Below are 24,963 nucleotides of genomic sequence, written 5' to 3' on the forward strand. Positions count from 1 at the left end.
TGCAGAAGCAAAAACGGGCGGTTAGCTCAGCGGTAGAGCACTACCTTGACATGGTAGGGGTCACAGGTTCGAACCCTGTACCGCCCACCACGAAGCCCTCGCAAGGGGACTGTCGTGAACTGCAAAGCCCGGCCCTGGCGCCGGGTTTTTACGTAACAAGGCCAGCCCGCGGGCGGCAAGAACATGATGGGCGGTTAGCTCAGCGGTAGAGCACTACCTTGACATGGTAGGGGTCACAGGTTCGAACCCTGTACCGCCCACCACCTGCTTCCGGTCCGCCGGTGAAGCGGTGGAAACGATGAAAGCCGGCCCCTGGGCCGGCTTTTTTCGTTCCGATGAGGTGGCCTGTCCTTCCCGTGAAAGCGGGAAGCTCCCGCCGGTTCAGTGGCGTGAATTCAGCCGTGGATGCTGATCGAACGCCGGATCTGCCATCGCCCATCCACGCGCTCCCACAGCTGCGCCACGCGGACCTGGACCGGCCCGGCATCGGGCGCCGCGCTGTGCGGGTCAGGCAGCCGCTGGCAGCCCAGGCGCAGGATACGGTCCGGACGCAGGTGATAGAGCTGCAGCGGCTCGGCCCCGTGCGCATCCTGCGCGGCCTCAACGCGCAGGATCTGGCTGCGCAGGGCGTTCTCGGTGGGACCGCCGCCATCGCCGTCGCCGAACAGGCTGGAGAACAGCAGCATCAGGGCAAGCATCGGCATGGCACGGTGCTCCAGCGGGAAAGTGCGTGCAGGCTGGCATGGCGCGCCGGGTATCGCAGCCGGCCTGCGACGAAGGCCCGGAATGCGTCGCCAAAGGCAGGCAGGCGACGATGAATCCGGGATGCACAGGCGTAGACTCCGGGTTACCGCGCAACTGCGCCACCACGGAAAGGAACTGCTGCATGAGCGATCACGTCCCGGTGTCCAGGCCCAATCCACTGCTGGAGGGCCTGTTTGGCGGCAACATGCTGGAAGGCACGTTCAAGGCCGTGGCCTGGGTCGCGATCCTGTGCGTGCTGCTGGCGTGGAGCACGCTGCGCTGACGTGACGCGGTCGTGCAGTGCTTGCGCGCCGCGCTGATGCGATGGATGCCGGTGGCACCGCGAAGATGCCGCGTCGCTCTCCAGGCGCGCGCGCCCTCAGGCGCTGAAGGCCTGGCGCAGGCTGTGCAGGGTCGCCTGGCGATGTTGCCTGGCCGTCGGCTCGCCCATCTCCAGCTCCTGCAGGCGCAGTCCGACCAGGGTCATCGACAACGCATAGCCGCGTGCCGCGTCGGCCACGCGTGACAGGCCCACGGCACGACGGGCCAGTGCGTTCACGTGTTCGAGGTCGGGCATCAGCCCCAGATAGGCGCGCTCGGCGCTGTCCAGGTCAGGCGCTCGCAGGATGGCGTGGGCGTCGGCAGTGTGGGAGACGGAGGCCATGGGGGTCCTTGTCAGGGGCAGCGACAGCATCGTTCGGCCACGTTGCGGGGGATGGCTGCGCATGCTGAAGGGGCAACATTGTCAGAACATTGCGCCTGCAGCCGCTGGCATGCATGGGCGCCAAAGCAGGGCGCCAGGCACTATGATCGGCAGCGTTTCCGATAGACGAGTGACTGATGCGCATCCTCCTGGTCGAAGACGATCCCGATCTGTCCCGCGCCCTGCAATCGGGCCTGGAGCGGCAGGGCGTGGTCGCCGATGTGGTCGGCAGCCTGGCCGAGGCCGCGCTCGCGTTGCGCGAACCGGTGCACCAGCTGCTGCTGCTCGACCGCCAGCTGCCCGATGGCGATGGTGCCGGATTCGTCGCCACTGCGCGCGCGTTGCGGCCAAACCTGGCGGTGATCATGCTGACCGCCAAGGGCACGCTGTCCGACAAGGTCGAAGGCCTCGATGTCGGTGCCGATGATTATCTGGTCAAGCCGGTCGCGATCGAGGAGCTGATGGCGCGCATCCGCGCCGTGTCGCGCAGGCCGTCAGCGATGGTGACGCCGAGCCTGCGGTTGGGGCGGCTCGAATTCGATTTCGAATCGCTGCAGGCGCAGGTGGAGGGCCAGCCGTTGGCACTGCCACGGCGGCAGGTGCTGGTACTGCAGGCCCTGGCGATGCGGCAGGGGCGCACGGTCACCCGCAGCGCGCTGGAGGCCGCGGTGTACGGGTTCGACGATGAGATCCAGTCCAATGCGCTCGACGCGCATATCTCCAAGCTGCGCAAGGCGCTGCAGCAGGCCGGTGCTGGCGTGGAGATCCATGTGATCCGGGGTGTCGGTTACCTGCTGGCGGAGGCCTGAGGTGGCCCGTCCGATCCGTTCGATCACCCTGGGCCTGGCCTGGCGCCTGTTCCTGGCGCAGGCCTTCACCGTGCTGTTCGCGGTGGTCGCCCTGATCCTGACCTGGGGCGACAAGGACTCCTGGGGCATGGACATGTTCGTTGCCGAGGCGGTGGCCAAGGCGGTGCACAGCGAAGGCGGCCGCCTGGTGCTGGACCAGGCGCGCTGGGACGCGCTCGATACCGACGCCGGTGGCAATCTCTGGTTCGCTGCGGTCGACGACAAGGGCGTCTGGCTTGGGCGCGGCACCATCCCGGCGGTCCACGCGCCGCTGCTTGCGCGGCTGCCGACCGTGGGTGCCAGCGAGCTCGGGTCGCTGGTGCCGCCCTATCTGGACGTGGCGCGGGTGATGATCCGCAACGAGGATGGGCGCCGCATCACCGTGATGGTGGGAGGCGCACCCAAGGGCGGGCTGCTGGACGGCGCACTGATGGTGCTGCGGCTGATCGGCCTGTGGTTCTTCCTGCCGTTGATCGTGGTCACCCTGCTGGTGATGCCGACCGTGATCCACCGTGCGATGCGCGGCGTGCGCCGTTCCGCGCAGCAGGCCAAGGAGCTGGATATCGGCCAGCCGGGTGCACGGCTGGACGCGCGCCTGGTGTCGACGGAAGTGGCGCCGCTGGTGGAAGCATTCAACGACGCCATCGACAAGGTGCAGCAGGGCTATGCCGCGCGCGACAAGTTCCTCGCCGACGCGGCGCACGAACTGCGCGTGCCGATCGCCGTGGTGCAGGCGCGCCTGTCGCAGCTACCGCAGGGTGAGTTGAAGTCACAGCTGCTGACCGACGTGGCGCGGCTGGGCAATGTTGCCGAGCACCTGCTTGACCTGCAGCGCCTGGACCGCAACGTGGGCGCATTGCAGCGGCTGGACCTGGCCCAGCTGGTGCGTGAGGCCGCAGCGGACCTGGCGCCGCTGGTGGTGGGAGCCGGCTATGGATTCGAAGTCGACGCGCCGGAGGCGCCAGTGTGGATCCATGGCGACAGCCTGGCGCTGGGGCGGGTGATCGCCAATCTGGTGCACAACGCGATTGTGCATGGTGGTGGCCGTGGCACCATCTGCGTGCGGTTGGACACGCGCGGCGTGCTGGAAGTCAGCGATCAGGGCGCGGGCATTCCAGTAGGCGACCGCGAGGCGATCTTCGAGCCGTTCCATCGCCTGCGCGCGGCGGGCAGCGGCAGTGGCCTGGGCCTGCACCTGGTCAAGGAAATCGTGCAGCACCATGGTGGCTCGGTCAGCGTCGGCGAGGCGCTGGGGGGCGGTGCGAGTTTCCGGGTCAATTTCCATCGCGGAAGCGTTCGGCGCTGATGCGACTGCGGGGCAAGTCCCGATAGGCAGCCTGCTGCCGTCGGCGGCACGCTGGCGTCATGGCCGCCGAGCGTTTCCCGTCTCCCTTGCTGGGCAGTGGCTGCGCTGCCGCGCTGACGCTAGGGGCGTTGGCCTGCGTGCAGCTGCCGCAACTGCCGCCGCTGTGGGTCTGCACGGTGATGGTCGTGCTTGGCATGGCGGGGTGGGGCCTGCGCTGGCGCGGGCGCCTGCCGGCGGTCGTGCTGTTCGGTGCCGGCTGGGCAGCGCTGCACGGGCACTGGGCATTGCAGGACCAGCTGCCACCGGGCCAGCCGGCTCGGGACGTGGTGGTCAGTGGCCGGGTCATCGATCTGCCGGATCATGCCGAGGCGCGCACCCGCTTCCTGCTGCAGGTCAGTGAGAGCAGCGAACTGCCATCGCTGCGCGGCAAGCGCCTGCAGGTCACCTGGAACGACGGCTGGCAGGGCAGGTCCAGCGCCGCTGCCGAGGGACGGCGCAGGCAGGTCCTGGCCGGTGCGCAGTGGCGGTTGGCGCTGCGTGTGCGGGCCCCTCGCTCGCGGATCAATCCCGGGGGTTTTGACAGCGAGCGCCATGCGCTGCTGCGTGGCGTGGCTGGCACTGGAACGGTGAGGGCGCCGGCCAGTGCCCACGCGCTGCAGTCTGCGCGCGGCCTGCCGGCATGGCGTGAGCGCACCAGCGCCGCCATCGCCCTGCAGGTGGCCCATCCGGCCGCGCGCTTCGTGCAGGCGCTCGCCCTGGGCGATACGCGTGGCCTGTCCGACACCGATTGGGATCAGTTGCGGGCGCTGGGGCTGACCCACCTGATCGCCATTTCCGGGTTCCATGTCGGGGTGTTGGCGGGGCTGGGGGCGTTGCTGTGCCGAGGGCTGTGGTGGCTGTGCCCCCTGCTGGCCCGGCATTGGCCGCGTCCACAGGCGGCGGCCTGCGCCGCGGCGCTGTCCGCGGCGAGCTATGCGGTGCTGGCCGGCGGTGAATTGCCGACCGTGCGCACGGCGCTGATGATCGGGCTGGTGGCCCTGGCGCGTAGCGGGCGGCGCCCGCTCGGTCTCGTGCAGGGACTCGCGCTGGCGGCGCTGGCGCTGCTGCTGCCGGCGCCCCTGTCGGTGCTGTCAGCGGGCTTCTGGCTCAGCTTCGGCGGCGTGCTGTGGCTGGCGTGGTGCCTGCCACAGGGACGTCCGCGCGGGATGGCCGCCAACCTGCGTGGGTTCCTGGCCGCGCAGGGCGTGGCCAGCGTCGGCCTGTTGCCGTTGGGCATCGCCCTGTTCGGTGGCACCGCCTGGCTGGGGCCGCTGGTGAACCTGCCGGTCATTCCTTGGTGGACCTTGCTGGTGGTGCCGCTGTCGCTGCTGGGTACCGCCCTGCAGGTGCTGCATGACGGGGCCGGGCGCTGGGCCTGGCGTGCGGCGGCGTGGCTGTTCGAGGTCAGCTGGCAGGCCCTGCAGCCTCTCTCGGCGCATCCGCAGGCGATGTGGTGGTTGGCCGAGGCACCGGCCTGGGCAGTGCCGGCGGCGCTGCTGGGGGTGTTCTGGTGGCTGTTGCCACGGGGTGCCGGCGGCGGGCTCGCTGGCCTGTTGTTGTGCCTGCCGCTGTTGTGGCCGTTGCGCGAGCGGCCGGCCGAGGGGGAGCTGGAGCTGCTGCTGCACGATGTCGGCCAGGGCACGGCGGTGTTGCTGCGCACCGCGCGGCATGCGCTCTGGTATGACGTCGGGCCGCCGAGCGGCAGCGAAGGGAGCGAGCGGACTCTGGTTCCGGCACTGCGGGCACTCGGCCAGGCGCCGCCTGACCGCGTACTGCTCAGCCACGATGACCTGGATCACGCGGGCAACCTGCCGGGTCTGCGGCTACAGCTGCCGGCACTGCCACTGCTGGCGCCGCCGGGCAGCTCGATCACCGGAGCGGGGCGTTGCCAGCGGGGCCTGAGCTGGCGCTGGGACGGGGTCGATTTCCACGTGCTGCACCCGGATCCCGGCAGCCGGCGGGCCGAAAACGAGGACAGCTGCGTGCTGCGCGTGGCCAGCGCCCATGGCGTGGTCCTGTTGCCCGGCGACATCGGCCGTCCGGCGGAACAGGCGCTGTTGCGGGCGTCTCCGGCGGCGCTGAAGGCTGACGTGGTGCTGGTGCCGCACCATGGCAGCGGGGGCAGTTCCAGTGCCCCGTGGGTGGCCGCGGTGGCACCACGGTTGGCGCTGGTCTCGGCCGGGCACCAGAACCGCTTTGGCCACCCGCGTCGGGACGTGGTCCGGCGCTGGCAGGCGCAGGGCGCCGAGGTGGTGTCCACCGCGGAGTCCGGGGCGATCCGCGTATGGCTTGGCGCACAAGGGCTGCAGCTGCGTGAACAGCGCATCCATGCATCCCGGTGGTGGGATGCCGCTGGGCGGGCGCGGTCGGCTGCTATCCTATCGTCGATCGAACAAGCGGCCGTTGGGCCGGAGGGTTGAAACGTGTGGGAACTGGTCAAGGCCGGTGGCTGGCCGATGGTGCCGCTGCTGCTGTTGGGCGTACTGGCTTTGGCGATCATCCTGGAGCGTTTCTGGTCCCTGCGGCGAACGGAAGTGCTGCCGCCCGGGCTTGGCCAGGAAGTGCGCAACTGGGCCGCACGCGGCAAGCTGGACCCGGCGCACCTGCAGACCCTGCGCGCCAACTCGCCGCTGGGCGCGCTGCTGGCCGCTGCGCTGGAAGCCCGCAACCGCCCGCGCGACCAGATCCGTGAGCGGATCGAGGACACCGGGCGCCACCTGGTGCACCGCATGGAGCGCTTCCTCAACGCGCTGGGCACCATCGCCTCGGCCGGCCCGCTGCTGGGCCTGCTGGGCACCGTGATCGGCATGATCCAGATGTTCCTGGGCATCCTCGACCATGGCGTGGGCGATGTGAACCAGCTGGCCGGCGGCATCGGCAAGGCGCTGGTGTGCACGGCCACCGGCATGATCGTGGCCATCCCGGCGCTGATGTTCCATCGCTATTTCAAGGGCCGGATCCACGGCTATGTGGTGGAAATGGAACAGGAAGCCAGTGCCCTGCTGGACACGCTCGACGGTCGCCCCGGGGTGATGAACCCGGCCGCGCCGGCGCGACCGGCCCACGCTGCCACGGCGAAGGCCTGATCGATGCGTATCGGCAATGACCGATCCCAGGATGAGCCGCATATCGATCTGGTCCCGCTGATCGACGTCATCCTGGTGCTGATCATCTTCTTCGTGGTCACCACCACCTTCGATGCGCGCTCGACGCTGCAGGTGCAGCTGCCGACCGCCAGCCAGCAGCCCAGCAACGAGCCGCCGCGCTCGCTCAGCGTGCTGATCAACGCCGAAGGCCGCTATTTCATCAATGACCAGGAAGTGCTGCGCAGCGATGTCGAGTCGGTCAAGCAGACCATCGCATCGGTCGCCGGCAGCGACCGCAGCCAGCCGGTGCTGCTGCGCGCCGACGCACGCACCCCCTACCAGGCCGTGGTGACTGCGCAGGACGCGCTCGGTCAGCTCGGTTTCCGTCGTATCGCCATTGCAACTGCGCCAGAGGTGCGTCCATGAGTTCCCATCACGCGCCGGTGTGGCCGATCTACAAACGTCTGCTGGGCTACACCCGCACCTACTGGGTGTTCATGGTGGGCGCGGTCATCGCCATGGTGGTCGAAGCCCTGGCCGGCTATCACTTCACCAAGCTGATGGAGCCGCTGGTCAACGAGGGTTTCGTCGATCCGCAGCCGCGCGCGGCCGTGGTGCTGCCGCTGACCATCCTCGGCCTGTTCCTGATGCGCAGCCTGGCCACCTGGGTCAGCGACTACACGCTGGCCAAGACCGGTCGCAGCGTGGTCCGCGACCTGCGTGAGCAGGTGCTGCAGAAGTACCTGCACCTGCCGTCGTCGCACTTCGACACCGAAGCGACGCCGGTGATGGTCAGCCGCCTCAACTTCGATACCGAACAGGTCACCCAGGCCAGCGCCGACGCGCTGAAGACCGTGGTGGCCGACACCCTCACCATCATCGCGATGCTGGCGGTGATGCTGCAGATGAGCGTCAAGGTAACCCTGGCGATGCTGCTGGTGGTGCCGCTGATCGGTGGCATCGTGTCCTACGTGGGCAAGCGCTACCGTCGCATCAGCCGCGGCATCCAGGACGGCATGGGCACGATGGCGCAGACTGCCGAGCAGTCACTGGCCGCGCAGCAGGAAGTGAAGGTGCACGGCACCCAGCAGCATGAGATCTCGCGCTACTCGCGCCTGGCCAACCGCATGCTGGCGCTGAACATGAAAGTCGAGGTCACCCGCGCCGCCGCGTCCAGCGTGGTGCAGTTCCTGGCCGCACTGGCGCTGGCGGTGATCGTCTGGGTGTCGACCCGCGAAGCCTTGGCCGGCCGCCTCAATGCCGGCCAGTTCATGGGCCTGATGACCTCGATGATGGCCATCATTCCCTCGCTGCGCCGACTGACCAGCGTACAGACCTCGATTTCGCGCGGCGTCTCCGCCGCCGAGCGCCTGTTCGGCATCCTCGACATGCCGGTGGAGCGCGACGACGGCCAGCAGCGCGTGCAGCGTGTACGGGGCGAGCTGGCGTTCGACCACGTCATGCTGCGCTACCGCGAAGACAGTGGCATCGCCCTGGACGACATCAGTTTCGTCGCCAGGCCGGGCACGGTGACGGCCATTGTCGGCCGCTCCGGCAGTGGCAAGACCAGCCTGATCCGGCTGGTTCCGCGCTTCTACGAGCCCACTGGCGGCGTCATCACCCTCGATGGCGTGGCCCTGGATGACTATCCGCTGGCCGACCTGCGCCGGCAGGTGGCGATCGTCGGGCAGAAGGTGATGCTGTTCGATGACACCATCGCCGCCAACATTGCCTATGGCATGGAGGCGACCGATGAGCAGATCCGTGCGGCGGCCGAAGCAGCCAATGCCTGGGAGTTCATCGCACGCATGCCGCAGCAGCTGCAGACCCCGGTCGGCGAGAACGGCGCGCTGCTGTCCGGTGGCCAGCGCCAGCGCCTGGCGATTGCCCGCGCGATCCTGCGCGACGCTCCGATCCTGATCCTCGACGAAGCCACTGCGGCACTGGACAACGAGTCCGAGCGCCTGGTGCAGGATGCGCTGCAGCGCCTGATGCCGGAGCGCACCACGCTGGTCATCGCGCACCGCCTGTCGACCATCGAGCACGCCGATCAGGTGCTGGTGATGGACCATGGCCGCATCGTCGAGCGTGGCACCCACAAGGAGCTGCTCGAACTGGGCGGCCTGTACCAGCACCTGCACAGCATGCAGTTCCGCGAAAGGCAGGACTGATGGCCGGCAAGGGCACCCAGACCCCGCCGTACTGGTATGACGGCACCCCGGTTCCGTGGGCCATGCGCCTGCTGGCGCCCCTGTACGCGGGTGTCACCGCGCTGCGGCGGCGCGCCTATCGGCGTGGCTGGCGCAAGCGTCACGCGCTGCCGGTGCCGGTCATCGTGGTCGGCAACATCACCGCCGGCGGTACCGGCAAGACGCCGCTGACCATTGACCTGGTCGAACGCCTGCGCGCGGCCGGCTGGAAGCCCGGCGTGGCCAGCCGCGGCTACGGTCGCGAAGACGCCGACAAACCGCTGTGGGTGCAGGCCGATACGCCGACCGCCAAGGGCGGTGACGAGCCGGTGCTGATCGCCTGGAAGACCGGCGTGCCGGTGCGCGTGGACCGTGATCGGGTTGCGGCCGGCAAGGCGCTGGTCGAGGCCGGCTGCGATGTGATCGTCTGCGACGACGGCCTGCAGCACTATCGCCTGGCGCGCGACATCGAGATCGAAGTGGTCGATGCGCAGCGTCGCTACGGCAATGGCCGGATGATTCCGGCCGGGCCGCTGCGCGAGCCGGTCAGCCGCGCCAGCGAGTGCGATTTCCGCGTGGTCAACCTCGGCCAGGCCGATGAGGAGACGGCGGCACAGGCCTGTGGCTTCGGCCAGTGGCCGATGGCGCTGCACATCGACAGTGCGCAGCCACTGGCCGGTGGCCGCGCGCGCCCGCTGGCATATTTCAAGGGCCAGCGCGTGCATGCGGTGGCCGGCATCGCGCATCCGCAACGCTTCTTCGACATGCTGCGCGCGCGCGGGATCGGCGTGGTGCCGCATGCGTTCGCCGACCACCAGGCCTACCAGCCGCAGGACCTGTCCTTCGGCAGCCAGCTGCCGGTCCTGATGACCGAGAAGGACGCGGTGAAATGCCGTGCGTTCGGCAACGACTGGCACTACGCGGTTCCGCTGCGCGCCGAGTTGCCCGCCGCGTTCTGGGTGGCGCTGACCGATCGCCTGGACAAGCTGCGACCGAACTGAGCGGCGCGGTGGCGCTTGCATTCACGCGCCGCTGGCCGCATTCCCGTTGTAACAAGCCTGCCGAGTATCGCCCACATGACCGAATTCGTCGTCGCCATCCCGGCCCGCTATGCTGCCTCGCGGCTGCCCGGCAAGCCGTTGCGCCTGCTGGGCGGTGAGCCGCTGGTGCTGCATGTGGCGCGCCGCGCGCTGCAGGCTGGCGCCCGCGAGGTCTGGGTGGCGACCGACGACCCGCGCATCGCCGATGCGCTGTCCGGGCTGGCCGAAGTGAAGGTGGCGATGACCGCGGCCACGCACGCTTCCGGCACCGATCGGCTGGCCGAGTGCGCGCGCATCGCCGGCTGGGCCGGTGACACGGTGGTGGTCAACCTGCAGGGCGACGAACCGTTCGCACCGGCGGCCGGCATCCGCGCGGTGGCCGATGCGCTGGTCGCCGGCAATGCGCCGATGTCGACTCTCGCCACGACCGTCGAGGACGCGCACACCTTGTTCGACCCGAACGTGGTGAAGCTGGTACGCAACGTGCGCAACGAGGCGATGTACTTCAGCCGTGCACCGATCGCCTGGCACCGTGATGGTTTCGCGCGCAGCCGCGACACGCTGCCGGAAGGCCATGCCTGGCTGCGCCACATCGGCATCTACGGTTACCGTGCCGGTTTCCTGCAGCAGTTTGCGGCGATGCCGCCGGGCCAGCTGGAGCAGGTCGAATCGCTGGAGCAGCTGCGCGTGCTGGAGGCAGGCTACCCGATCAGCGTGGCGATCTCGCCCGAGCCGTTCCCGCCGGGCATCGACACGCCCGAGGACCTGGAACGGGCCGAGGCGTTGCTGCAGGCGACGACCGCGCGATGAGGCTGCTGCTCGTCTGCCTGGGCAACATCTGCCGTTCGCCGATGGCCGAAGGGGCGCTGCGCGCACGCTTGGAAGCCTCGCCGCTGGCCGGGCGGGTGCAGGTCGATTCGGCTGGCACCGGCGACTGGCACGTGGGCCAGCCGCCGGACCGCCGCGCGATCGCCTGCGCGGCCGGGCACGGCGTGGACATCGGCGGCCTGCGCGCACGCCAGCTACAGGCCGTGGATTTCGACCGTTTCGACTGGGTCCTGTGTGCCGACGAGGCCAACCTGCGTGATGCCGGGCGCCTGGCGTCGGCGGCCCAGCGTGAACGGCTGGCGTTGTACCTGCCCTGGTCCGGCGGGCAGGGGCGGGCAGCGATCCCCGATCCCTATACCGGCGGCAGCGATCATTTCGAACAGGTCTGGTCGCTGGTCGACGATGCTGCAAAACGTGCAGTGGCACGACTGTTGCATGACGCCGACTCCGGCATAATCGGGTCATGAACGTCCAGCCCGTCCCGGACCTGCCCGAGTTCGCCACCTGGCTCAATGCCACCCCCTGCACCCTGACCGAACTGCGCGGTCGGCCGGTCGCGCTGTTGTTCGTCAACGCGGCCTCGGCCTGGAGTGCGCAACGCCTGGCCGAGTTCGGCCAGTGGTTGTCGCGCCACCCCGGCAAGCTGCAGCCGCTGGTGCTGCAGGTGCCGCGCTTCGACTTCGAGCGCGACGCCAGCGCGGCGCTGAAGCTGCTGCGCCGCCAGGGCCTGGCCATGCCGGTGCTCCTCGACGCGGACTGGGATGGCTGGCGCCGCTTCGGCGTGACCGCCTGGCCGACCATGGTGTTGCTGGATGCGCAGGGTCGCGAACAGCAACGGCTGGTCGGGCAGGGCGCACCCGGTGAACTCGAACGCGCCTTGAACGCGCTGTGCCAGGGCGCTCCGTCGGCGCCGCCGCGTGGCGGCAGCGAACTGCACCCGGAACCGCGCCAGGCCCTGCGTTTTCCGCTGGGGCTGGCGGTCAGCACCGAGCGTCTGTACATCGCCGACAGCGGCCATCACCGCATTCTCGAATGCAGCCACGGCGGCCGCATCCTGCGCCAGTTCGGCCTCGGCACCGCTGATTTCATGGACGGCAACCTGGCCGAAGCGGCGTTCCATCGCCCGCAGGCGCTGGTGCTGGAGCGCGATTCGCTGTACGTGGCCGATACCGGCAACCATGCCGTGCGCCGCATCAACCTGCTGACCGGCATCGTCGACACGCTGTGTGGCAACGGGCGTCCCGGCGCGCCGGTGGAAGGGCCGGTGGCGCAGGCGCGGCAGGTCTCGCTGGACCATCCGGTCGGCCTGGCCATCGCCGACAACCAGCTGCACATTGCGATGGCTGGCGACAACCGCATCTGGAGCTACCACCTCGGCCAGCGCAGCCTGCAGTGGCGCGCCGGCAGCGGCGCCATCGACGAGCGCGACGGCAGCGGCCATCTGGCGGCCTTCGCCCAGCCGACCGCGCTGGCCGTGGTGCAGCAGGTGCTGTACGTCGCCGATGCGCTGGGATCCTCTATCCGTGCGCTGCAACTGCGCGGCGATCTGGTGCAGACCCTGGTCGGGCAGGGGCCTTGGCGCTTCGGCAGTGAAGACGGCCCGCGCGCGCAGGCCAGCCTGCAGTTCCCGCAGGCCATTGCGCTGAGCCCGGAGGCGCCGCTGCTGTGGATTGCCGATAGCGGCAATGGCCGCCTGCGCACGCTGCGCCTGGGCGGCGGTGAGTTGACCACCCAGCCGCTGCCGCGTCGCCTGCATGGCCCGGCCGGGCTGGCGGTGGGCGCCGGGGCGGTGTGGATCGCGGAGACCGACGCCCACGCCGTGCTGCGATTCGACCCCGACAGCGGCGTGCTCAGCGAAGTCCCGATCAGCGAATGACCGACGTTCCCGCCCCGGCCTTCGACGGCAAGGCCTTCGCGTCCCAGCTCAGCACTGCACCCGGCGTGTACCGCATGTACGCCGCCGACGACACGCTGCTGTACGTGGGCAAGGCGCGCGCGCTGCGCAACCGTGTCGGCAGCTATTTCAACGGCAGCCCGAAGAATGCGCGGATCATGTCGATGATCTCGCAGATCACGCGCATGGACGTGACCGTGACGCGCTCGGAAGCCGAGGCGCTGCTGCTGGAAAACCAGCTGATCAAATCGCTGTCGCCGCGCTACAACGTCTCCCTGCGCGACGACAAGACCTATCCGCATGTGCTGCTGACCCGTGAGGACTGGCCGCGCATCGCGCTGCATCGCGGCCCGCGTGCCATTCCGGGCCGCTATTTCGGTCCGTACCCGGGCGTCACTGCGGTGCGCGAAACGCTGAACCTGATGCACAAGCTGTTCAAGCTGCGCAGCTGCGAGGACAGCGTGTTCCGCAACCGTTCGCGGCCGTGCCTGCAGTACCAGATCGGGCGCTGCAGCGCGCCGTGCGTGGAGCTGGTGCCGGCAGCGGAGTACGCCGAGTCGGTGCGCCGCGCCGCCCTGTTCCTTGAAGGCAAGAGCGACGAGCTCACCCGCGAGCTGGGCGAGCAGATGCAGGCCGCCAGCGAGGCGCTGGAGTTCGAGCAGGCCGCGCGCCTGCGCGATCTGATTTCCTCGCTGCGCAGCATGCAGACCCGGCAGTACGTGGACGGTCGCGCCGCGGACCTGGACGTGCTGGCGGTGGCCATGCAGGGGTCGCAGGCCTGCGTGCTGCTGCTGGCGTTCCGCGATGGCCGCAACCTCGGTACCCGCCCGTTCTTCCCCCGCACCAATGGTGAGGAGAGCCCGGAAGAAGTGCTGGCCGCGTTCGTTTCGCAGTACTACATCGAGTTCGAGCCGCCGCGCGAGATCCTGCTGGACCGCGAAATTCCCGACGCCGACCTGCTGGTCGCCGCGCTCTCGGCCTCGGCCGAGCGCAAGGTGCAGCTGAGGTGGAACGTGCGCGGCGAGCGCGCCGGCTACGTGGAGCTGGCCAGCCGCAATGCGCAGCTGACCCTGGCCACGGAGCTCAACAGCCGCAACGCACAGCACGCACGCAGTGATGCGCTGCGCGAGATGCTCGGCCTGGCCGAGCCGGTGAAGCGGGTCGAGTGCTTCGATATCAGCCACACGCTGGGCGAGGCCACCGTGGCCTCGTGCGTGGTGTTCGACGCGGCCGGTCCGGTGCGCGCGCAGTACCGCCGTTTCAACATCAGCGGCATCGAGCCGGGCGACGACTATGCGGCCATGCGCCAGGCCATCGACCGCCGTTTCCGCCGCGCCGTGGAAGAGCAGGGCGTGCTGCCGGACGTCCTGCTGATCGACGGTGGGGCCGGCCAGCTGGCGCAGGCCGAGGCCGCACTGGCCGACCTGGGCGTGGAAGGGGTGCTGCTGGTGGGCGTGGCCAAGGGCGTGGAGCGCCGCGCAGGCCATGAGGCGCTGGTGATGCCCGGTGGACGCGAGCTGCGCCCGGGCGCGGCCAACCCGGCGCTGCAGTTCATCCAGCAGGTTCGCGATGAAGCCCACCGCTTCGCCATCACCGGTCATCGCGGCCGCCGCCAGAAGGCGCGGATGACCAGCAAGCTGGAGGACATCCCCGGCATCGGGCCGCGCCGCCGGGCCAGCCTGCTCAAGCATTTCGGCGGCCTGGTGGGCCTGAAAGCGGCCGGCGAAGCCGAAATCGCCAAGGTGGAAGGCATCAATGACGCCCTCGCGGCACGCATCTACGCTAACCTGCACGGGTTGGCCACGCCCGATGCGGCCGAGTAGAGAGAGAAGCACGCAAGCATGAAGTTGACCCTGCCCACCTGGCTGACGTTGTTGCGGATCGTGATGATCCCGGTGCTGGTGCTGGTGTTCTACCTGCCCTATACCTGGACCAACTTCGCTTCGGCGGCGATCTTCGGCCTGGCCGCGATCACCGACTGGCTCGACGGCTGGATCGCACGCCGTTACCAGCTGGAGTCGGCCTTCGGCGCCTTCCTCGACCCGGTCGCGGACAAGCTGATGGTGGCAGTGGCGCTGTTCCTGATCGTGCAGGGCCATCCGACGCCGTGGATGGCGTTCTGGGCGGCGGTGATCGTCGGCCGCGAGATCGCGGTGTCGGCGCTGCGCGAATGGATGGCCGAGCTGGGCCAGCGCGCCAAGGTGCGCGTGGCGATGATCGGCAAGATCAAGACCACCGCGCAGATGGTCGCGCTGCTGTGCCTGCTGTACTCGGTGGCGCCGAACGTGCCGGTGCAGGACATCTGGATGGGCTGGCCGGTGTTCCACATCGGCGACTGGACCCTGGCCATCGCCGCGGTGCTGACGCTGTGGTCGGGCCTGCAGTACCTGCACGCCGCCTGGCCGAGCCTGCGCGAGGATGAGCGTGCCGCGCGCGAGCGCTCGCGGCAGAAGAAGCTGGGCAACTGAGCCTGGGGTCGGATCCCTGTCCGCAGGAAAGGGCTCTGACACCACGGTTGCTGCCATCCACGCATGGCGTGGATCCACTGGAAATGCCGCATCCACGAAGGATGCGGATCCATCGGTGTGCGGGGATGCTGTAGTAGATCCACGCCATGCGTGGATACGCGGTGCAAGGCGCCTCGCAGGCCCCGAAAAAACCGCTTGACGCCATTCCCAGAATAGGTAGAATTTCGCCTCCCAAGCGGGAATAGCTCAGTTGGTAGAGCGCAACCTTGCCAAGGTTGAGGTCGCGAGTTCGAGTCTCGTTTCCCGCTCCAGATTCAAGAAAAACGCTCCCGCAAGGGGGCGTTTTTCGTTTGCGTATTCCGCGCTTCATCCCCACTTCACCGCCACTCCTTCGGCTCGCCACGCGGCAGTTCGAAGCTGCATCTCCGATTCTCCACGGCGATGCCGCAATGCCTCACACTCCCTCCGCCTACGACCACGACGTCATCATCGTCGGCGCCAGTTTCGCCGGTGCCGCCTGCGCACTGGCTGCCGCCCAGTACGGTCTGCGCGTCTGCGTGCTGGAACGCAAGGCCGACCCCGGCGAGCGCCTGCACACCACCGGCATCGTGGTGAAAGAGGCGATGGAGCAGACCTGGCTGGGGCGCATGCCCGAGCACCTCGTGCAGCGCGTTGCCAACGTGCGCCTGTATGCGCCGAACCTGCGCAGCGTGTTGCTGGCCGCGCCGGGCTATTACTTCCTCACTACCGATACGCCGAACGTGATGCGTTGGCTGGCCAGCGAACTGCGCGCGAACGGTGTCGACCTGCGCCTGCAGCAGTTCTTCACCGACGCTCGTCGCTGTGGTGACGGCTGGCAGGTGGAAGGGGCAGGGCGCTGCGCCTATCTGGTCGGTGCTGATGGCGCACGCTCACGCGTGGCCCAGCGCACCGGCCTTGGCCAGGTGCGCGACACCCTCTACGGCGTCGAGCGCGAGTTCGCCGGCCTGCAGGTGGCGCAGGGCAATGCGCTGCATTGCTTTGTCAGCAAGCGCTACGCGCCGGGTTATATCGGTTGGGTCGCGCAGAATCCAACCGGCCTGCAGGTCGGATTGGCGCTGCGTCATGACCCGCAACAGGTACGGCCGCCGGATATCGATGGCTTCCTCGACCACGTGCGCGATGGGGTCGGCATTCCGCCTTCGGCGCGTCCCTCGGGCACCCGCGCAGGGCTGGTGCCCTGCGGCCGGCCGGACGGGCCGATCACCGGCCAGCGCGTGGTCCTGACCGGCGACGCGGCGGGCATCGTCTCTCCGCTCTCGGCCGGGGGCATCCATTCCTCATGGCGGCATGGCTGGGCCGTCGGCGAGGCGATTGCCCGGCATCTGCGTGGCCAGGGGCCGGACGCCGAGCGGGTGGCGCGGCAGGTGGCGCCGGCCTTCCATGGCAAGCGCCTGCTGCGCTGGGCCATGGACCATCTGCAGGCCGACTGGCCGCTCAACGCGCTGCTGCACACGGCGGCCACGCGTCGCATTGCCGAGCAGGTCTACTTCCACCGCCGCGGCCTGCGTGCCTGAAGCCAAGGCCAAGCGCCTGAACGCTACCCCGTCGCACAGGTGAAAATTCCGGTTGACGCCGTGCAGCGATCCCGACACAATAGCGCTCCTTCGACGCAGGTCGAACGAAATCTGCGGGAATAGCTCAGTTGGTAGAGCGCAACCTTGCCAAGGTTGAGGTCGCGAGTTCGAGTCTCGTTTCCCGCTCCAGATTCAGAAAAACGCTCCCGCAAGGGGGCGTTTTTCGTTTGTCATGGTGTTGGCTACGCGGGTCGCTACAGTCAGGCCACGACATTTTCATGGGGGGCGTGGTAAGTGTGCCTCTGGGGGGGCGATTCCGACATTTGCGTCGCAATCGGCATGACGGGGGGCGCGGCGATCGTGGGGACGATCGGAAGCCCTGGCGCGAGGTGGGCTGCTGCAAGAGGCAATGACCTGGAATCTGCATCAGTGTTCCGCCTGCTGCAGGCAGTGAAAGGCTGGCGAAAGGCCTGCGCCATCGTTGCCTGAACCGCACGCGTGTTGTGACCGTTTTCGGACCATTTCTCCATGTTCGCTCCACAATCGCACGGTAGCCTTCATGCTCCTTCTACACGTTGGCGGGCTGGTGGTCAGGCGTATCACTCCAGTGGCGGTGCCCAGGACCGGGCGAGCATTCTCCCTGCAGGCGCTGCTGCGGCCCGGCGCATTGTTGGCAAGCCTGGCGCTGACCGGCTGCATGTCGGTACCGGTTCCGGACCTGCCTGACCGCACACCCACCGCCTGGACCCAGGTGCCGCAGGGGCAGGGCGTGGCGGTGGACGCCAGGCAGTGGTGGAAAGTGCTGTCCGACCCAGCGCTGGACGGCCTGGTCGATCAGGCCGTCGCCGGCAATCTGGACCTGCAGCAGGCGACGTTGCGGCTGCAGGCCGTACGGATCGTCGCCGGCACCTCCGATTCGCGCTTCCTGCCGGAAATCACCGCCAGCGCCAAGCAGGTGCAGGACGCTGCCGCTGTCGACACCTACTTCCATGCCGGCATCGAAGCGATCTGGGACCTGGGCCTGTTCGGTGCCGCCGAGAGCGCGCAGTTGAGCGCTCAGGCCTCGGCCGGCAACGCCGTGGCCCTGCGCAATGCCGCACAGGTGGCGGTGATCGCCGATGTGGTACGCAGCTATCTCGACCTGACCGTAGCGCAGGCCCAGCAGGATCTGCTGGCCCGACAGCAGGCCGTGGACGACCGCGGCGAACAGCTGGCGCTGGTCCGGCAGCGGCTGCGTCTGGATGAGCCGGGCGAGCTGGAACGGCTGCGCGCGCGGCAGGCGGCCACCCGTGCGGCCATCGCGCAGGCGCGGGAAAACGCCGACAACGCCGCCCGTGCGCTGGCATTGCTGCTGGGCCGCGAGCGTCCGGATCCGGCCTGGCACGCCTACCGCACCCCGCCGACGCTGGGTGCGTTCACGCTGCAGCAGGTCCCGGCTGACCTGCTGCGACATCGACCGCAGATCCTGCTGGCCGAATCGGAGGTGATGCAGGCCGCCGCCAGCAAGGGCGCGGCGCGCGCTGCGATGTATCCGCGGATCAGCCTGGGTGGCTCGATCCTGTACGCCTACAACCTCACCCAGAACGCCCGTTCCAATTCCGACTCCAGCCCGTCGATCGGCCCGTACATCGATATTCCGCTGTGGGACTGGGGGCAGCGCCGAGCGCGCTTCCATGCCGATGAGAAGCAACTGGATGCCGCCTTGCTGGGCTACCGCAAGGCGGTGCTGGAAGGCGTGAGCGAGGTGGAGGGCGCGTTGGGCAGCCTGGCGCGCCAGGACAGCAGCATCCAGTCGCTGCGTGCGGCCAATGATGTTGCCAGCCAGCAGGTCAAGCGCCAGGCGCGGCAGGTGCAGCTGGGCCTGTCCAGCGAGTTCGAGGGTCTGGACACGCAGCGTGCCGCACTGGCCTCGCAGGCCGATCTCATCGGTGCACAGGGCGCACGCGTGCTGGCGTTCGCCTCGCTGTACCGCGCCCTCGGGGGCGCGCCGCTGCCGGCCGGAGCTGGGGAGCCATCACAATGATCGCGCTGGCCCGCAAGACCCTGGCCTATGAGTGGCGCCGGTTCCTGCCGGTGGTGCTGGCGATGTGTTTTGCCGGCGTGCTGCTGATCGTGCAGGCGGCGCTGGTGCTGGGCATCTTTGGTACCGCCGCGATCTACGTAAAGGCATCCTCGGCCGATATCTGGGCAGGTTTCCCGGGCACGCAGAGCGTCAACTACGGCCATGCGATCAGCGCCGACGTGGAAAGCCACCTGCGCATGGACCCGGATGTCACCCGCGTCGAGCCCTACGAGTGGGTCGACGGCGAATGGCGTTCCGGCGCGCAGGGCACCGGCAACGTGTCGGTGTACCTGTCCGGCATCTCCACCCGCGACGACGCAATGATGTTCGCGCGCATCCTGCCTGCCGACCTGCGCGCACAGCTGCGCGAGCCCGGCGCGGTGATCGTCGACAGCGCCGACCTGGATACGCTGGGCGTGGACCTGCAGAACAACCGCGCGTGGATCAACGGCAAGGCCGTGCGCGTGGTCGCCGCGCAACCGGGGCTGCGGGGCCTTGGCGGCGTCAATGTGCTGGCCTCGCTGGATACCGCGCGCGCCATTGCCGGCACGGATCCGCACGAGGGCAGTACCTATTTCGTGGCGGGCCTGCGTTCGCCGGACCTCGCCGGTCACGTGCGCGATCGCCTGTCTGCATCGATGGGCCAGGCGACGCCGGTCGAGTTCTGGACCGCGCCGGAGTTCGCCAGCCGCTCGCAGCAATATTGGCTGTTCGATACCGGCGCCGGCATCGCGGTGCTGTTCATGGCGGTCATCGTCTGCTTCGTCGGTGCGGTGATCACCAACCAGTCATTCGCCTCGGTGGTGGCCGGCTCGGTGCGCGAGTACGCCACGCTCAATGCACTCGGTGCCGGTCGCTACGCGCTGGCACGGGTGGTGTTCGAGCAGGCCTTGCTGATCGGCGGCGTAGGCATGTTGCTGGCAGCGGCCTTCAGTACCGTGGTGCTGCTGATCGCGCAGACCCAGCGCGTACCGGTGCAGCTGACGCCGATGGTGATCCTGGGCTGCGTGGCGCTGGTCGCGGTGATGGCCATGCTGTCGAGCATCATGGCGGTGCGCAGTGTGGTCCGCTCCGATCCATCGTTGCTGCTGCGTTGAGGACCGGCCGATGACCTCCAAACATGCCATCGCCCCCACATTGCAGGCCGACGCACTGGAGAAAGGCTTCATGTCCGGCGATGTACAGGTGCCGGTGCTGCGTGGCCTGTCGCTGGACATCTACCCCGGCGAGCTGACCCTGGTGTCGGGGCCTTCGGGGTGCGGCAAGAGCACGCTGTTGTCGCTGCTGTCCGGCCTGTCCGCGCCCGATGGTGGGCGGGTGCACGCGCTGGGCCAGGATGTGGGGCACATGACCCGCGGCGAGGTGGAGCGGTTCCGCCTGCACCATGTCGGCTTCGTGTTCCAGGGCTTCAACCTGTTCCCGGCGCTGACCGCGCTGGAGCAGGTGCAGCTGCCGCTGGGCTACCGCGGCATGCGCGATCGCGAAAGCGAACCACTGGCCCGCAGGGCGCTGGAAGAGGTTGGCCTCAGCCACCGCAGCCACATGCGCCCGGCGCAGCTGTCCGGCGGTGAGAAGCAGCGCGTGGCGGTGGCCCGTGCCTTCGCCAAGTCGCCAACGCTGATCTTCGCCGACGAACCCACCAGCGCGCTGGACGCCGAGAACGGTCAGCGCGTGATCGACATCCTGCATCGCTATGCGCGGGCGCACGGCGCCACCGTGCTGTGCGTGAGCCACGATCCGCGCCTGATCCGGCATGCGGATCGGGTGATCGCCATGGAAGACGGCATGGTCCGTGATGACCGCCGCCAGAACGAAACCGTAGAGTCCGCCCCATGATCAAGACGCCGCACCTGCTTCCCCTCAGCCTGGCCCTCTCCGCGGCACTGCTGCTCGGCGCCTGTTCCAGGGACGCGCCCGCGCCTGTACAGCCGCCTTCGGGCAAGGCCGATGCAGCCGCCGCCGGCAAGGTTGCGGTCGCGCGCGGCATCATCGATGTCGAGGGCGGCCTGATCGCGCTTGCACCGCCGGTGGATGGCTCGATCACCGCTGCGCCGGTGAAGGAGGGCGCCACGGTCAAGAAGGGGCAGCTGCTGCTGTCGCTGGATGGCGCGCTGCTGCAGCAGGAAGTGGCGATGGCCACCGCCGATCTGGCCCTGGCCAATGATCGCCTGAAGGGCAGCCAGGCGCAGCTGCGCGAACTGGAGCGCAACGCCACCCGCCTGTCCACCGGCGCCAGCGAAGGGGTGTCATCCAACCAGCAGGCCGATGCGGCCAGGCAGCAGCTGGCGGTTGTTCGCGCCGACGTCGACGTGGCGGGTGCGCAGGTCGACATGGCCCAGCACAAGCTGGAGCACGCCAGGTTGAAACTGCAGCAGATGTCGTTGAGTGCACCGGAAGCCGGCACCGTGGTCGGCCAGGTGCCGGGCCTGGGTGCCTTCGTGCAGGCCGGCAAGCCGGCGATCTCGCTGCTGCCGGCACGCCCGCTGCAGGTGCGTGCCGAACTCAGTGCCGCCTATGCCGACGCGGTGCAGGTAGGCATGAAAGCGACGGTGGTACCGGACAGCGATGGTGCCGAGAACACCGGCACGCTGCCGACCGCACGCGTGGTACGCATCAGCCCGGTGTTCGCGCAGGCCCGCCTGCCTGAAGACGCGGGGCGTGGCGTGGCCAAGGTGGTGGAGTGCGTGCTGGAGTTCGACGGCGAGGCCAAGGCACGCTTCGGCCAGCATGTGCGGGTGGAGTTCCGGAAGTAGGCCTAGCGTTATGGCGGACGCCTGAACGCCCGCCATGCGCTCACCGCCGACACCCCGCACAGCGCCAGCAGCAGGCCCACGTCCAACAGCAGCAGCCACAGCAGGTGCATGCCTTGTACCGGCGGCTGGTGCATCGCCGACAGCATCCACGGCACCGACCACAGCAGCAGCAGGGCGAAGGCGATCAGCAGGCGCAGCCACAGGCGTTTCAGTCTCCACGGCCGCACGATCAAGGCGGCCACCACCAGTTCGACCGTGCCCAGCAACGCGAACACGATGACAGTGCTGGTCGGGTAGGGCGACTCGGCACCTTCCAGGTGGTGCAGCAGCCAGTAGTCCGGGGTGAAACCGGCGTTGACCAAGGCCGCGATCAGCGCCAGCCAGGTCAATGAAACCAGCAGCCAGAACAGGCGGACGTAGCGTCTAGGCATTGGTGGTGTCCGTGGTGGCAGGCAGGCGGTTGTGTGATGCATACCACGCGGAAATGGCAATCGCGGCCAGTGCCAGCAGGCCGGGCCCGAGGGTGAAGTACAGCAGGCGCAGCGGATGGTTGTGCATCAGTGTCCAGCTCGCGAACGCCAGGGGAATCGCCAGCACCAGCAGCTTGGCAAACAGCGGCCGCAGCATCGCGATCAGCGGCTGGGCGCCAATGAACATCCAGAACAGATGGAACTGGGCGATGCCCAAGCCGATGTCACGATGTGAAGCAAAGCCGAAATGGTCGCGATACCAGTTCATTCCCATCGGCATCAGTGCCCAGTACAGCAGGGCCACCAGCAGATGCAGCAGCAGGGCGATCAACAGGGGCGTGCCGCGAAGGAGCATCGGTGAACGAGGCCGGGCGGGGCAGCGTACCCCACTGCGGACGCCCGTGACCGCATGATGTGAAGACTGTTGACGGCGTGAAGGAATTTGGACACAATGGCGCTCCTTCGACGCAGGTCGAAGAATCTGCGGGAATAGCTCAGTTGGTAGAGCGCAACCTTGCCAAGGTTGAGGTCGCGAGTTCGAGTCTCGTTTCCCGCTCCAGATTCTACAGGGCCCCGACAGGGGCCTTGTTTTTCTCCCGCCACGGCAAGGCGGGGCACGTTGGGCCACAAGGCTCTGCGCGCAGTCAGAAAGGTGAAATCGCTGGTGTGTGTCCCGGATTTCCGGTACCATGTCGGCTTACGCGGGAATAGCTCAGTTGGTAGAGCGCAACCTTGCCAAGGTTGAGGTCGCGAGTTCGAGTCTCGTTTCCCGCTCCATGTTCCGACAGGCCCCATCTTGGGGTTTTGTCTTGTCAGGGCAGTGTTCCTGGCGTGCAGTACGTTGGCCTCATGGCAGAGTGGCTATGCACCGGATTGCAAATCCGTTTACAGCGGTTCGATTCCGCTTGAGGCCTCCAAATAAAGCCCTGATTTATCAGGGCTTTTTCTTTGCCTGACGTTTTGCGGTGCTAGCCAAAATCCCCTGATTCGGGCCTGAAATCATCGGTCTGCCACCCGTTTTCGGGTGGCAAACTCGCGTTAACATGTGCCGAGTGCGTTTACGTGAGTTTGAACAGGGATGGCAACCAAGCGACGCCGGGGCGACTCCTGGCAGTACACGATTAAGCGAGCGGGACTGCTGCCCCAGCCGGTCTACCTGAGCTTTGCGTCGGAGGCAGAGGGCGACGAGTATGTGCGCCGCCTCGAGGCGTTGCTCGACCGTGGGGTGGTGCCGGAGGAGCTGGCCAATACCAAGGCGGCTGCGAAGGATCTACGCAGCCAGGTCAGCGAGTATCGGAGCGCGCAGCACATCTCGGTGGATGATGAGCAACTGCTGCCTGTGCTGCTTTCGCGACTGCCGATCGGCATTACGCTGCCGCAGCTGACCTTCACCTGGGCGACTGAGTGGGTGACCGCCATGAAGCGCGAGCAGAACCTTGCGCCATCAACGATTCGACACTATGTGGGGGCGCTCTCGCGTGCCTTGGATTGGCTGGCTGCTCACGGCGCGCTGCCAATGAACCCGCTGCGACTCCTGCCTCGGGGTTATTCGACGTATACGGCTGATGACAAGATCGCCGTGAAGCGCATAGATGGTGAAGCGAAAGCTGACCAGGAGCGCGATCGCCGGCTGGAGCCTGGTGAGGAAGAACGCATCCGCGAGATCCTCGCCGGCGCAAAGCCGCCGGGGCGGCAGCGGCCGCTCGATCTGCCGCAGCGGGAGGCGCTGATTCTAATGTTCGACATGGCGCTGGAAACCGCCATGCGCATGCGGGAGATCTACACGCTAGAGCGCAGCCAACTCGATGTGGCGCGGCGTACGATCTTCTTGGACAAGACAAAGAACGGGAGCAAGCGTCAGGTACCCATGACTTCGGTACTGATGGCGAAGCTTGCTGCGTATGAGGGTGATTTCGAAGGCCGTCTATTCCCGTTCTGGGGAGGCGAGCGTACGCCGCTGGCCCTGCGGCGTGTATCGAGCAAGCTGTCGCGCCAGTTCGAGCGCATCTTTGTCGCAGCCGGGTGCGCAGATCTAGGCTTCCACGATCTGCGTCACGAAGCGACGAGCCGCCTGTACGAAAAGACCACGCTGACAGACATCAAGATCGCGAGCATCACTGGGCATCGCGATCCGCGACAGTTGAAGCGGTACGCCAACCTCCGCGCTTCTGATTTGGCCGATCAACTCTGGTGATCGGCCTGCTCGTAGGCGCGGAGGTCGGGCAGCCTGGTGCGACGCGACTTGCTTGCACGTCTTGTCGGTCCAGGTGCGGGTGAGTTGGCTGCAGGCTGGATGCCGATCGCCGACTTCTTGCGCTCAGCAGCTTGCCTGCGCCCTTCCGAGCGCAGGAAGTCGATCAGGTCCTCACGCAGCATGACCGTGTGTTTCTGGTTCAGCCGCACGGCTGGCACCTCGCCCTTGTCCACCAGGTCTTTCATCGCTTCCAGGCCGAGCCGCAGCATCCTTGCGGCGCCTTCCAGACCCATGGTGTCGTGAATGTCGTCCATGACCTGTTGTCGCTTAGCGCTCAAGGGTTGCTCCTGTCAGCTTCGCGGTAACGGGATGGCGACCAGTCACAGCTTTCGTCTGCAGGGATGTGGCCGAACATGGCGGTGCAGCGCCGGCAGTGCACGCAGTCGCCGCAGGTCTTGCCCTCGGGCAGATCCATATCGTCGCCAGTGCGGCCATACGGATTTCGCTCAGCCATGGGCGGGCTCCTTCTTGCATTGGTTGCACTGGGCGCTGTGGGGCGCCCGAATAGAGAACCTGGTGCCGCGCACGTGTACCCCTTGCCGCATGACGATGTGGCCGCAATCCAGTTCGCACTGGAAGCGACCCTCAAGCACGGACACACCGGGACTCGCAATGAACTTCGCGTTCACCACTACGCGCACTGGATGCACGTTGAGCAGCTGGTCAGCCATTGGCCACCGCCTTTGCGCGGTTTGCACCGATGCGACCTTCGAACTCATCTTC

Annotated in this window: 26 protein-coding genes and 7 tRNA genes; 26 read left to right on the forward strand and 7 right to left on the reverse strand. The window is 68.0% G+C overall.

The features are described 5' to 3' along the window. Window positions 1-15: 15 nt before the first annotated feature. Together AC5P9C_RS05475 and AC5P9C_RS05480 are read left to right on the forward strand one after the other, a co-directional pair. Window positions 16-90 (forward strand) — tRNA-Val (locus AC5P9C_RS05475). A gap of 98 nt (window positions 91-188) precedes the next feature. Continuing rightward, a tRNA-Val gene (locus AC5P9C_RS05480) sits at window positions 189-263 on the forward strand. Window positions 264-395: 132 nt separating this feature from the next. Here the strand turns inward: AC5P9C_RS05480 and AC5P9C_RS05485 are convergent. Next, the gene (locus AC5P9C_RS05485; RefSeq protein WP_049464759.1) at window positions 396-704 is read right to left on the reverse strand and encodes a hypothetical protein; all 309 of its coding nucleotides are present in this window, start codon (window positions 702-704) and stop codon (window positions 396-398) included. Between the two features lie 182 nt (window positions 705-886). Between AC5P9C_RS05485 and AC5P9C_RS05490 the strand changes: the two genes are divergently transcribed. Then, window positions 887-1,027 carry a hypothetical protein gene (locus AC5P9C_RS05490; RefSeq protein ID WP_164688803.1) on the forward strand — a complete coding sequence of 47 codons (141 nt, stop codon included), beginning with the start codon at window positions 887-889 and terminating at the stop codon, window positions 1,025-1,027. 96 nt (window positions 1,028-1,123) lie between these two features. On the opposite strand, the gene AC5P9C_RS05495 is transcribed toward AC5P9C_RS05490, so the two are convergent. Beyond that, a complete protein-coding gene (locus AC5P9C_RS05495) occupies window positions 1,124-1,408 on the reverse strand; it encodes a hypothetical protein (RefSeq protein WP_049464757.1) in 285 nt (94 codons plus the stop codon). A gap of 176 nt (window positions 1,409-1,584) precedes the next feature. Between AC5P9C_RS05495 and AC5P9C_RS05500 the strand changes: the two genes are divergently transcribed. The 19 genes from AC5P9C_RS05500 (at window position 1,585) to AC5P9C_RS05590 (ending at window position 21,516) form a co-directional block, all read left to right on the forward strand. After that, window positions 1,585-2,256 carry a response regulator transcription factor gene (locus tag AC5P9C_RS05500; protein WP_005415973.1) on the forward strand — a complete coding sequence of 224 codons (672 nt, stop codon included), beginning with the start codon at window positions 1,585-1,587 and terminating at the stop codon, window positions 2,254-2,256. Between the two features lies 1 nt (window position 2,257). Then, window positions 2,258-3,601 carry a sensor histidine kinase gene (locus AC5P9C_RS05505; RefSeq protein WP_414615049.1) on the forward strand — a complete coding sequence of 448 codons (1,344 nt, stop codon included), beginning with the start codon at window positions 2,258-2,260 and terminating at the stop codon, window positions 3,599-3,601. Window positions 3,602-3,660: 59 nt separating this feature from the next. Beyond that, entirely contained in the window at window positions 3,661-6,060 is a 2,400-nt protein-coding gene (locus AC5P9C_RS05510) for a DNA internalization-related competence protein ComEC/Rec2 (protein ID WP_343540652.1), read from the forward strand. A 3-nt stretch (window positions 6,061-6,063) separates the two neighbouring features. Further along, window positions 6,064-6,726: a MotA/TolQ/ExbB proton channel family protein gene (locus AC5P9C_RS05515; RefSeq protein WP_019658999.1), complete on the forward strand. Its 663-nt coding sequence runs from the start codon at window positions 6,064-6,066 to the stop codon at window positions 6,724-6,726. A 3-nt stretch (window positions 6,727-6,729) separates the two neighbouring features. Continuing rightward, window positions 6,730-7,152 carry an ExbD/TolR family protein gene (locus AC5P9C_RS05520; protein WP_019658998.1) on the forward strand — a complete coding sequence of 141 codons (423 nt, stop codon included), beginning with the start codon at window positions 6,730-6,732 and terminating at the stop codon, window positions 7,150-7,152. Next, window positions 7,149-8,897: a lipid A export permease/ATP-binding protein MsbA gene (gene msbA / locus AC5P9C_RS05525; protein WP_057493616.1), complete on the forward strand. Its 1,749-nt coding sequence runs from the start codon at window positions 7,149-7,151 to the stop codon at window positions 8,895-8,897. The genes AC5P9C_RS05520 and msbA overlap by 4 nt, the downstream gene beginning before the upstream one ends. After that, window positions 8,897-9,916, forward strand: coding sequence for a tetraacyldisaccharide 4'-kinase (gene lpxK, locus AC5P9C_RS05530; RefSeq protein WP_343540655.1), 1,020 nt, complete (start codon window positions 8,897-8,899; stop codon window positions 9,914-9,916). The genes msbA and lpxK overlap by 1 nt, the downstream gene beginning before the upstream one ends. 75 nt (window positions 9,917-9,991) lie before the next feature. Continuing rightward, window positions 9,992-10,765, forward strand: a complete 774-nt coding sequence (gene kdsB, locus AC5P9C_RS05535) for a 3-deoxy-manno-octulosonate cytidylyltransferase (RefSeq protein ID WP_326422279.1) — start codon at window positions 9,992-9,994, stop codon at window positions 10,763-10,765. After that, window positions 10,762-11,250, forward strand: coding sequence for a low molecular weight protein-tyrosine-phosphatase (locus AC5P9C_RS05540; protein ID WP_326422280.1), 489 nt, complete (start codon window positions 10,762-10,764; stop codon window positions 11,248-11,250). Before kdsB ends, AC5P9C_RS05540 begins: the two co-directional genes overlap by 4 nt. After that, complete coding sequence (locus AC5P9C_RS05545; RefSeq protein WP_053463480.1) at window positions 11,247-12,659, forward strand: hypothetical protein; 1,413 nt, start codon at window positions 11,247-11,249, stop codon at window positions 12,657-12,659. The genes AC5P9C_RS05540 and AC5P9C_RS05545 overlap by 4 nt, the downstream gene beginning before the upstream one ends. After that, a complete protein-coding gene (uvrC, locus tag AC5P9C_RS05550) occupies window positions 12,656-14,500 on the forward strand; it encodes an excinuclease ABC subunit UvrC (protein WP_343540658.1) in 1,845 nt (614 codons plus the stop codon). Before AC5P9C_RS05545 ends, uvrC begins: the two co-directional genes overlap by 4 nt. A gap of 18 nt (window positions 14,501-14,518) precedes the next feature. Continuing rightward, window positions 14,519-15,145 (forward strand): CDP-diacylglycerol--glycerol-3-phosphate 3-phosphatidyltransferase, encoded by a 627-nt coding sequence (gene pgsA, locus AC5P9C_RS05555; protein ID WP_049464736.1) that lies wholly within the window; start codon window positions 14,519-14,521, stop codon window positions 15,143-15,145. 235 nt (window positions 15,146-15,380) lie between these two features. Beyond that, a tRNA-Gly gene (locus tag AC5P9C_RS05560) sits at window positions 15,381-15,456 on the forward strand. A 138-nt stretch (window positions 15,457-15,594) separates the two neighbouring features. Continuing rightward, window positions 15,595-16,701: an NAD(P)/FAD-dependent oxidoreductase gene (locus AC5P9C_RS05565; RefSeq protein WP_343540660.1), complete on the forward strand. Its 1,107-nt coding sequence runs from the start codon at window positions 15,595-15,597 to the stop codon at window positions 16,699-16,701. A gap of 113 nt (window positions 16,702-16,814) precedes the next feature. Then, window positions 16,815-16,890: transfer RNA gene (locus AC5P9C_RS05570), tRNA-Gly, on the forward strand. 370 nt (window positions 16,891-17,260) lie between these two features. Then, window positions 17,261-18,724: an efflux transporter outer membrane subunit gene (locus AC5P9C_RS05575; RefSeq protein WP_343540662.1), complete on the forward strand. Its 1,464-nt coding sequence runs from the start codon at window positions 17,261-17,263 to the stop codon at window positions 18,722-18,724. Continuing rightward, window positions 18,721-19,860, forward strand: a complete 1,140-nt coding sequence (locus AC5P9C_RS05580; protein ID WP_053463476.1) for an ABC transporter permease — start codon at window positions 18,721-18,723, stop codon at window positions 19,858-19,860. The genes AC5P9C_RS05575 and AC5P9C_RS05580 overlap by 4 nt, the downstream gene beginning before the upstream one ends. Before the next feature lie 10 nt (window positions 19,861-19,870). Then, window positions 19,871-20,599 (forward strand): ABC transporter ATP-binding protein, encoded by a 729-nt coding sequence (locus AC5P9C_RS05585; RefSeq protein ID WP_074725931.1) that lies wholly within the window; start codon window positions 19,871-19,873, stop codon window positions 20,597-20,599. Then, entirely contained in the window at window positions 20,596-21,516 is a 921-nt protein-coding gene (locus AC5P9C_RS05590) for an HlyD family secretion protein (RefSeq protein ID WP_057493623.1), read from the forward strand. The genes AC5P9C_RS05585 and AC5P9C_RS05590 overlap by 4 nt, the downstream gene beginning before the upstream one ends. Before the next feature lie 8 nt (window positions 21,517-21,524). Here the strand turns inward: AC5P9C_RS05590 and AC5P9C_RS05595 are convergent, their stop codons facing one another. Beyond that, a complete protein-coding gene (locus tag AC5P9C_RS05595; RefSeq protein WP_103283305.1) occupies window positions 21,525-21,947 on the reverse strand; it encodes a hypothetical protein in 423 nt (140 codons plus the stop codon). Continuing rightward, window positions 21,940-22,341: a hypothetical protein gene (locus AC5P9C_RS05600; protein ID WP_150827273.1), complete on the reverse strand. Its 402-nt coding sequence runs from the start codon at window positions 22,339-22,341 to the stop codon at window positions 21,940-21,942. Before AC5P9C_RS05600 ends, AC5P9C_RS05595 begins: the two co-directional genes overlap by 8 nt. A gap of 128 nt (window positions 22,342-22,469) precedes the next feature. Between AC5P9C_RS05600 and AC5P9C_RS05605 the strand changes: the two genes are divergently transcribed. From AC5P9C_RS05605 to AC5P9C_RS05620, 4 genes are all read left to right on the forward strand, one after another. After that, window positions 22,470-22,545, forward strand: a tRNA-Gly gene (locus tag AC5P9C_RS05605). A 142-nt stretch (window positions 22,546-22,687) separates the two neighbouring features. Further along, window positions 22,688-22,763, forward strand: a tRNA-Gly gene (locus AC5P9C_RS05610). 66 nt (window positions 22,764-22,829) lie between these two features. Continuing rightward, a tRNA-Cys gene (locus tag AC5P9C_RS05615) sits at window positions 22,830-22,903 on the forward strand. A 161-nt stretch (window positions 22,904-23,064) separates the two neighbouring features. Next, window positions 23,065-24,180 (forward strand): site-specific integrase, encoded by a 1,116-nt coding sequence (locus AC5P9C_RS05620; protein WP_495205101.1) that lies wholly within the window; start codon window positions 23,065-23,067, stop codon window positions 24,178-24,180. On the opposite strand, the gene AC5P9C_RS05625 is transcribed toward AC5P9C_RS05620, so the two are convergent. From AC5P9C_RS05625 to AC5P9C_RS05635, 3 genes are all read right to left on the reverse strand, one after another. Then, window positions 24,168-24,518, reverse strand: a complete 351-nt coding sequence (locus AC5P9C_RS05625; protein WP_495205102.1) for a helix-turn-helix domain-containing protein — start codon at window positions 24,516-24,518, stop codon at window positions 24,168-24,170. The two genes, AC5P9C_RS05620 and AC5P9C_RS05625, sit on opposite strands and share 13 nt — an antisense overlap. Continuing rightward, window positions 24,515-24,694 carry a hypothetical protein gene (locus AC5P9C_RS05630; RefSeq protein ID WP_495205103.1) on the reverse strand — a complete coding sequence of 60 codons (180 nt, stop codon included), beginning with the start codon at window positions 24,692-24,694 and terminating at the stop codon, window positions 24,515-24,517. The genes AC5P9C_RS05625 and AC5P9C_RS05630 overlap by 4 nt, the downstream gene beginning before the upstream one ends. Further along, window positions 24,687-24,963, reverse strand: a 277-nt coding sequence (locus AC5P9C_RS05635) for a hypothetical protein (protein ID WP_495205104.1), incomplete at its 5' end; no start/stop codon positions are given. The genes AC5P9C_RS05635 and AC5P9C_RS05630, both read right to left, overlap by 8 nt.

This window comes from Stenotrophomonas sp. YJH_SMC_10, assembly GCF_059371555.1.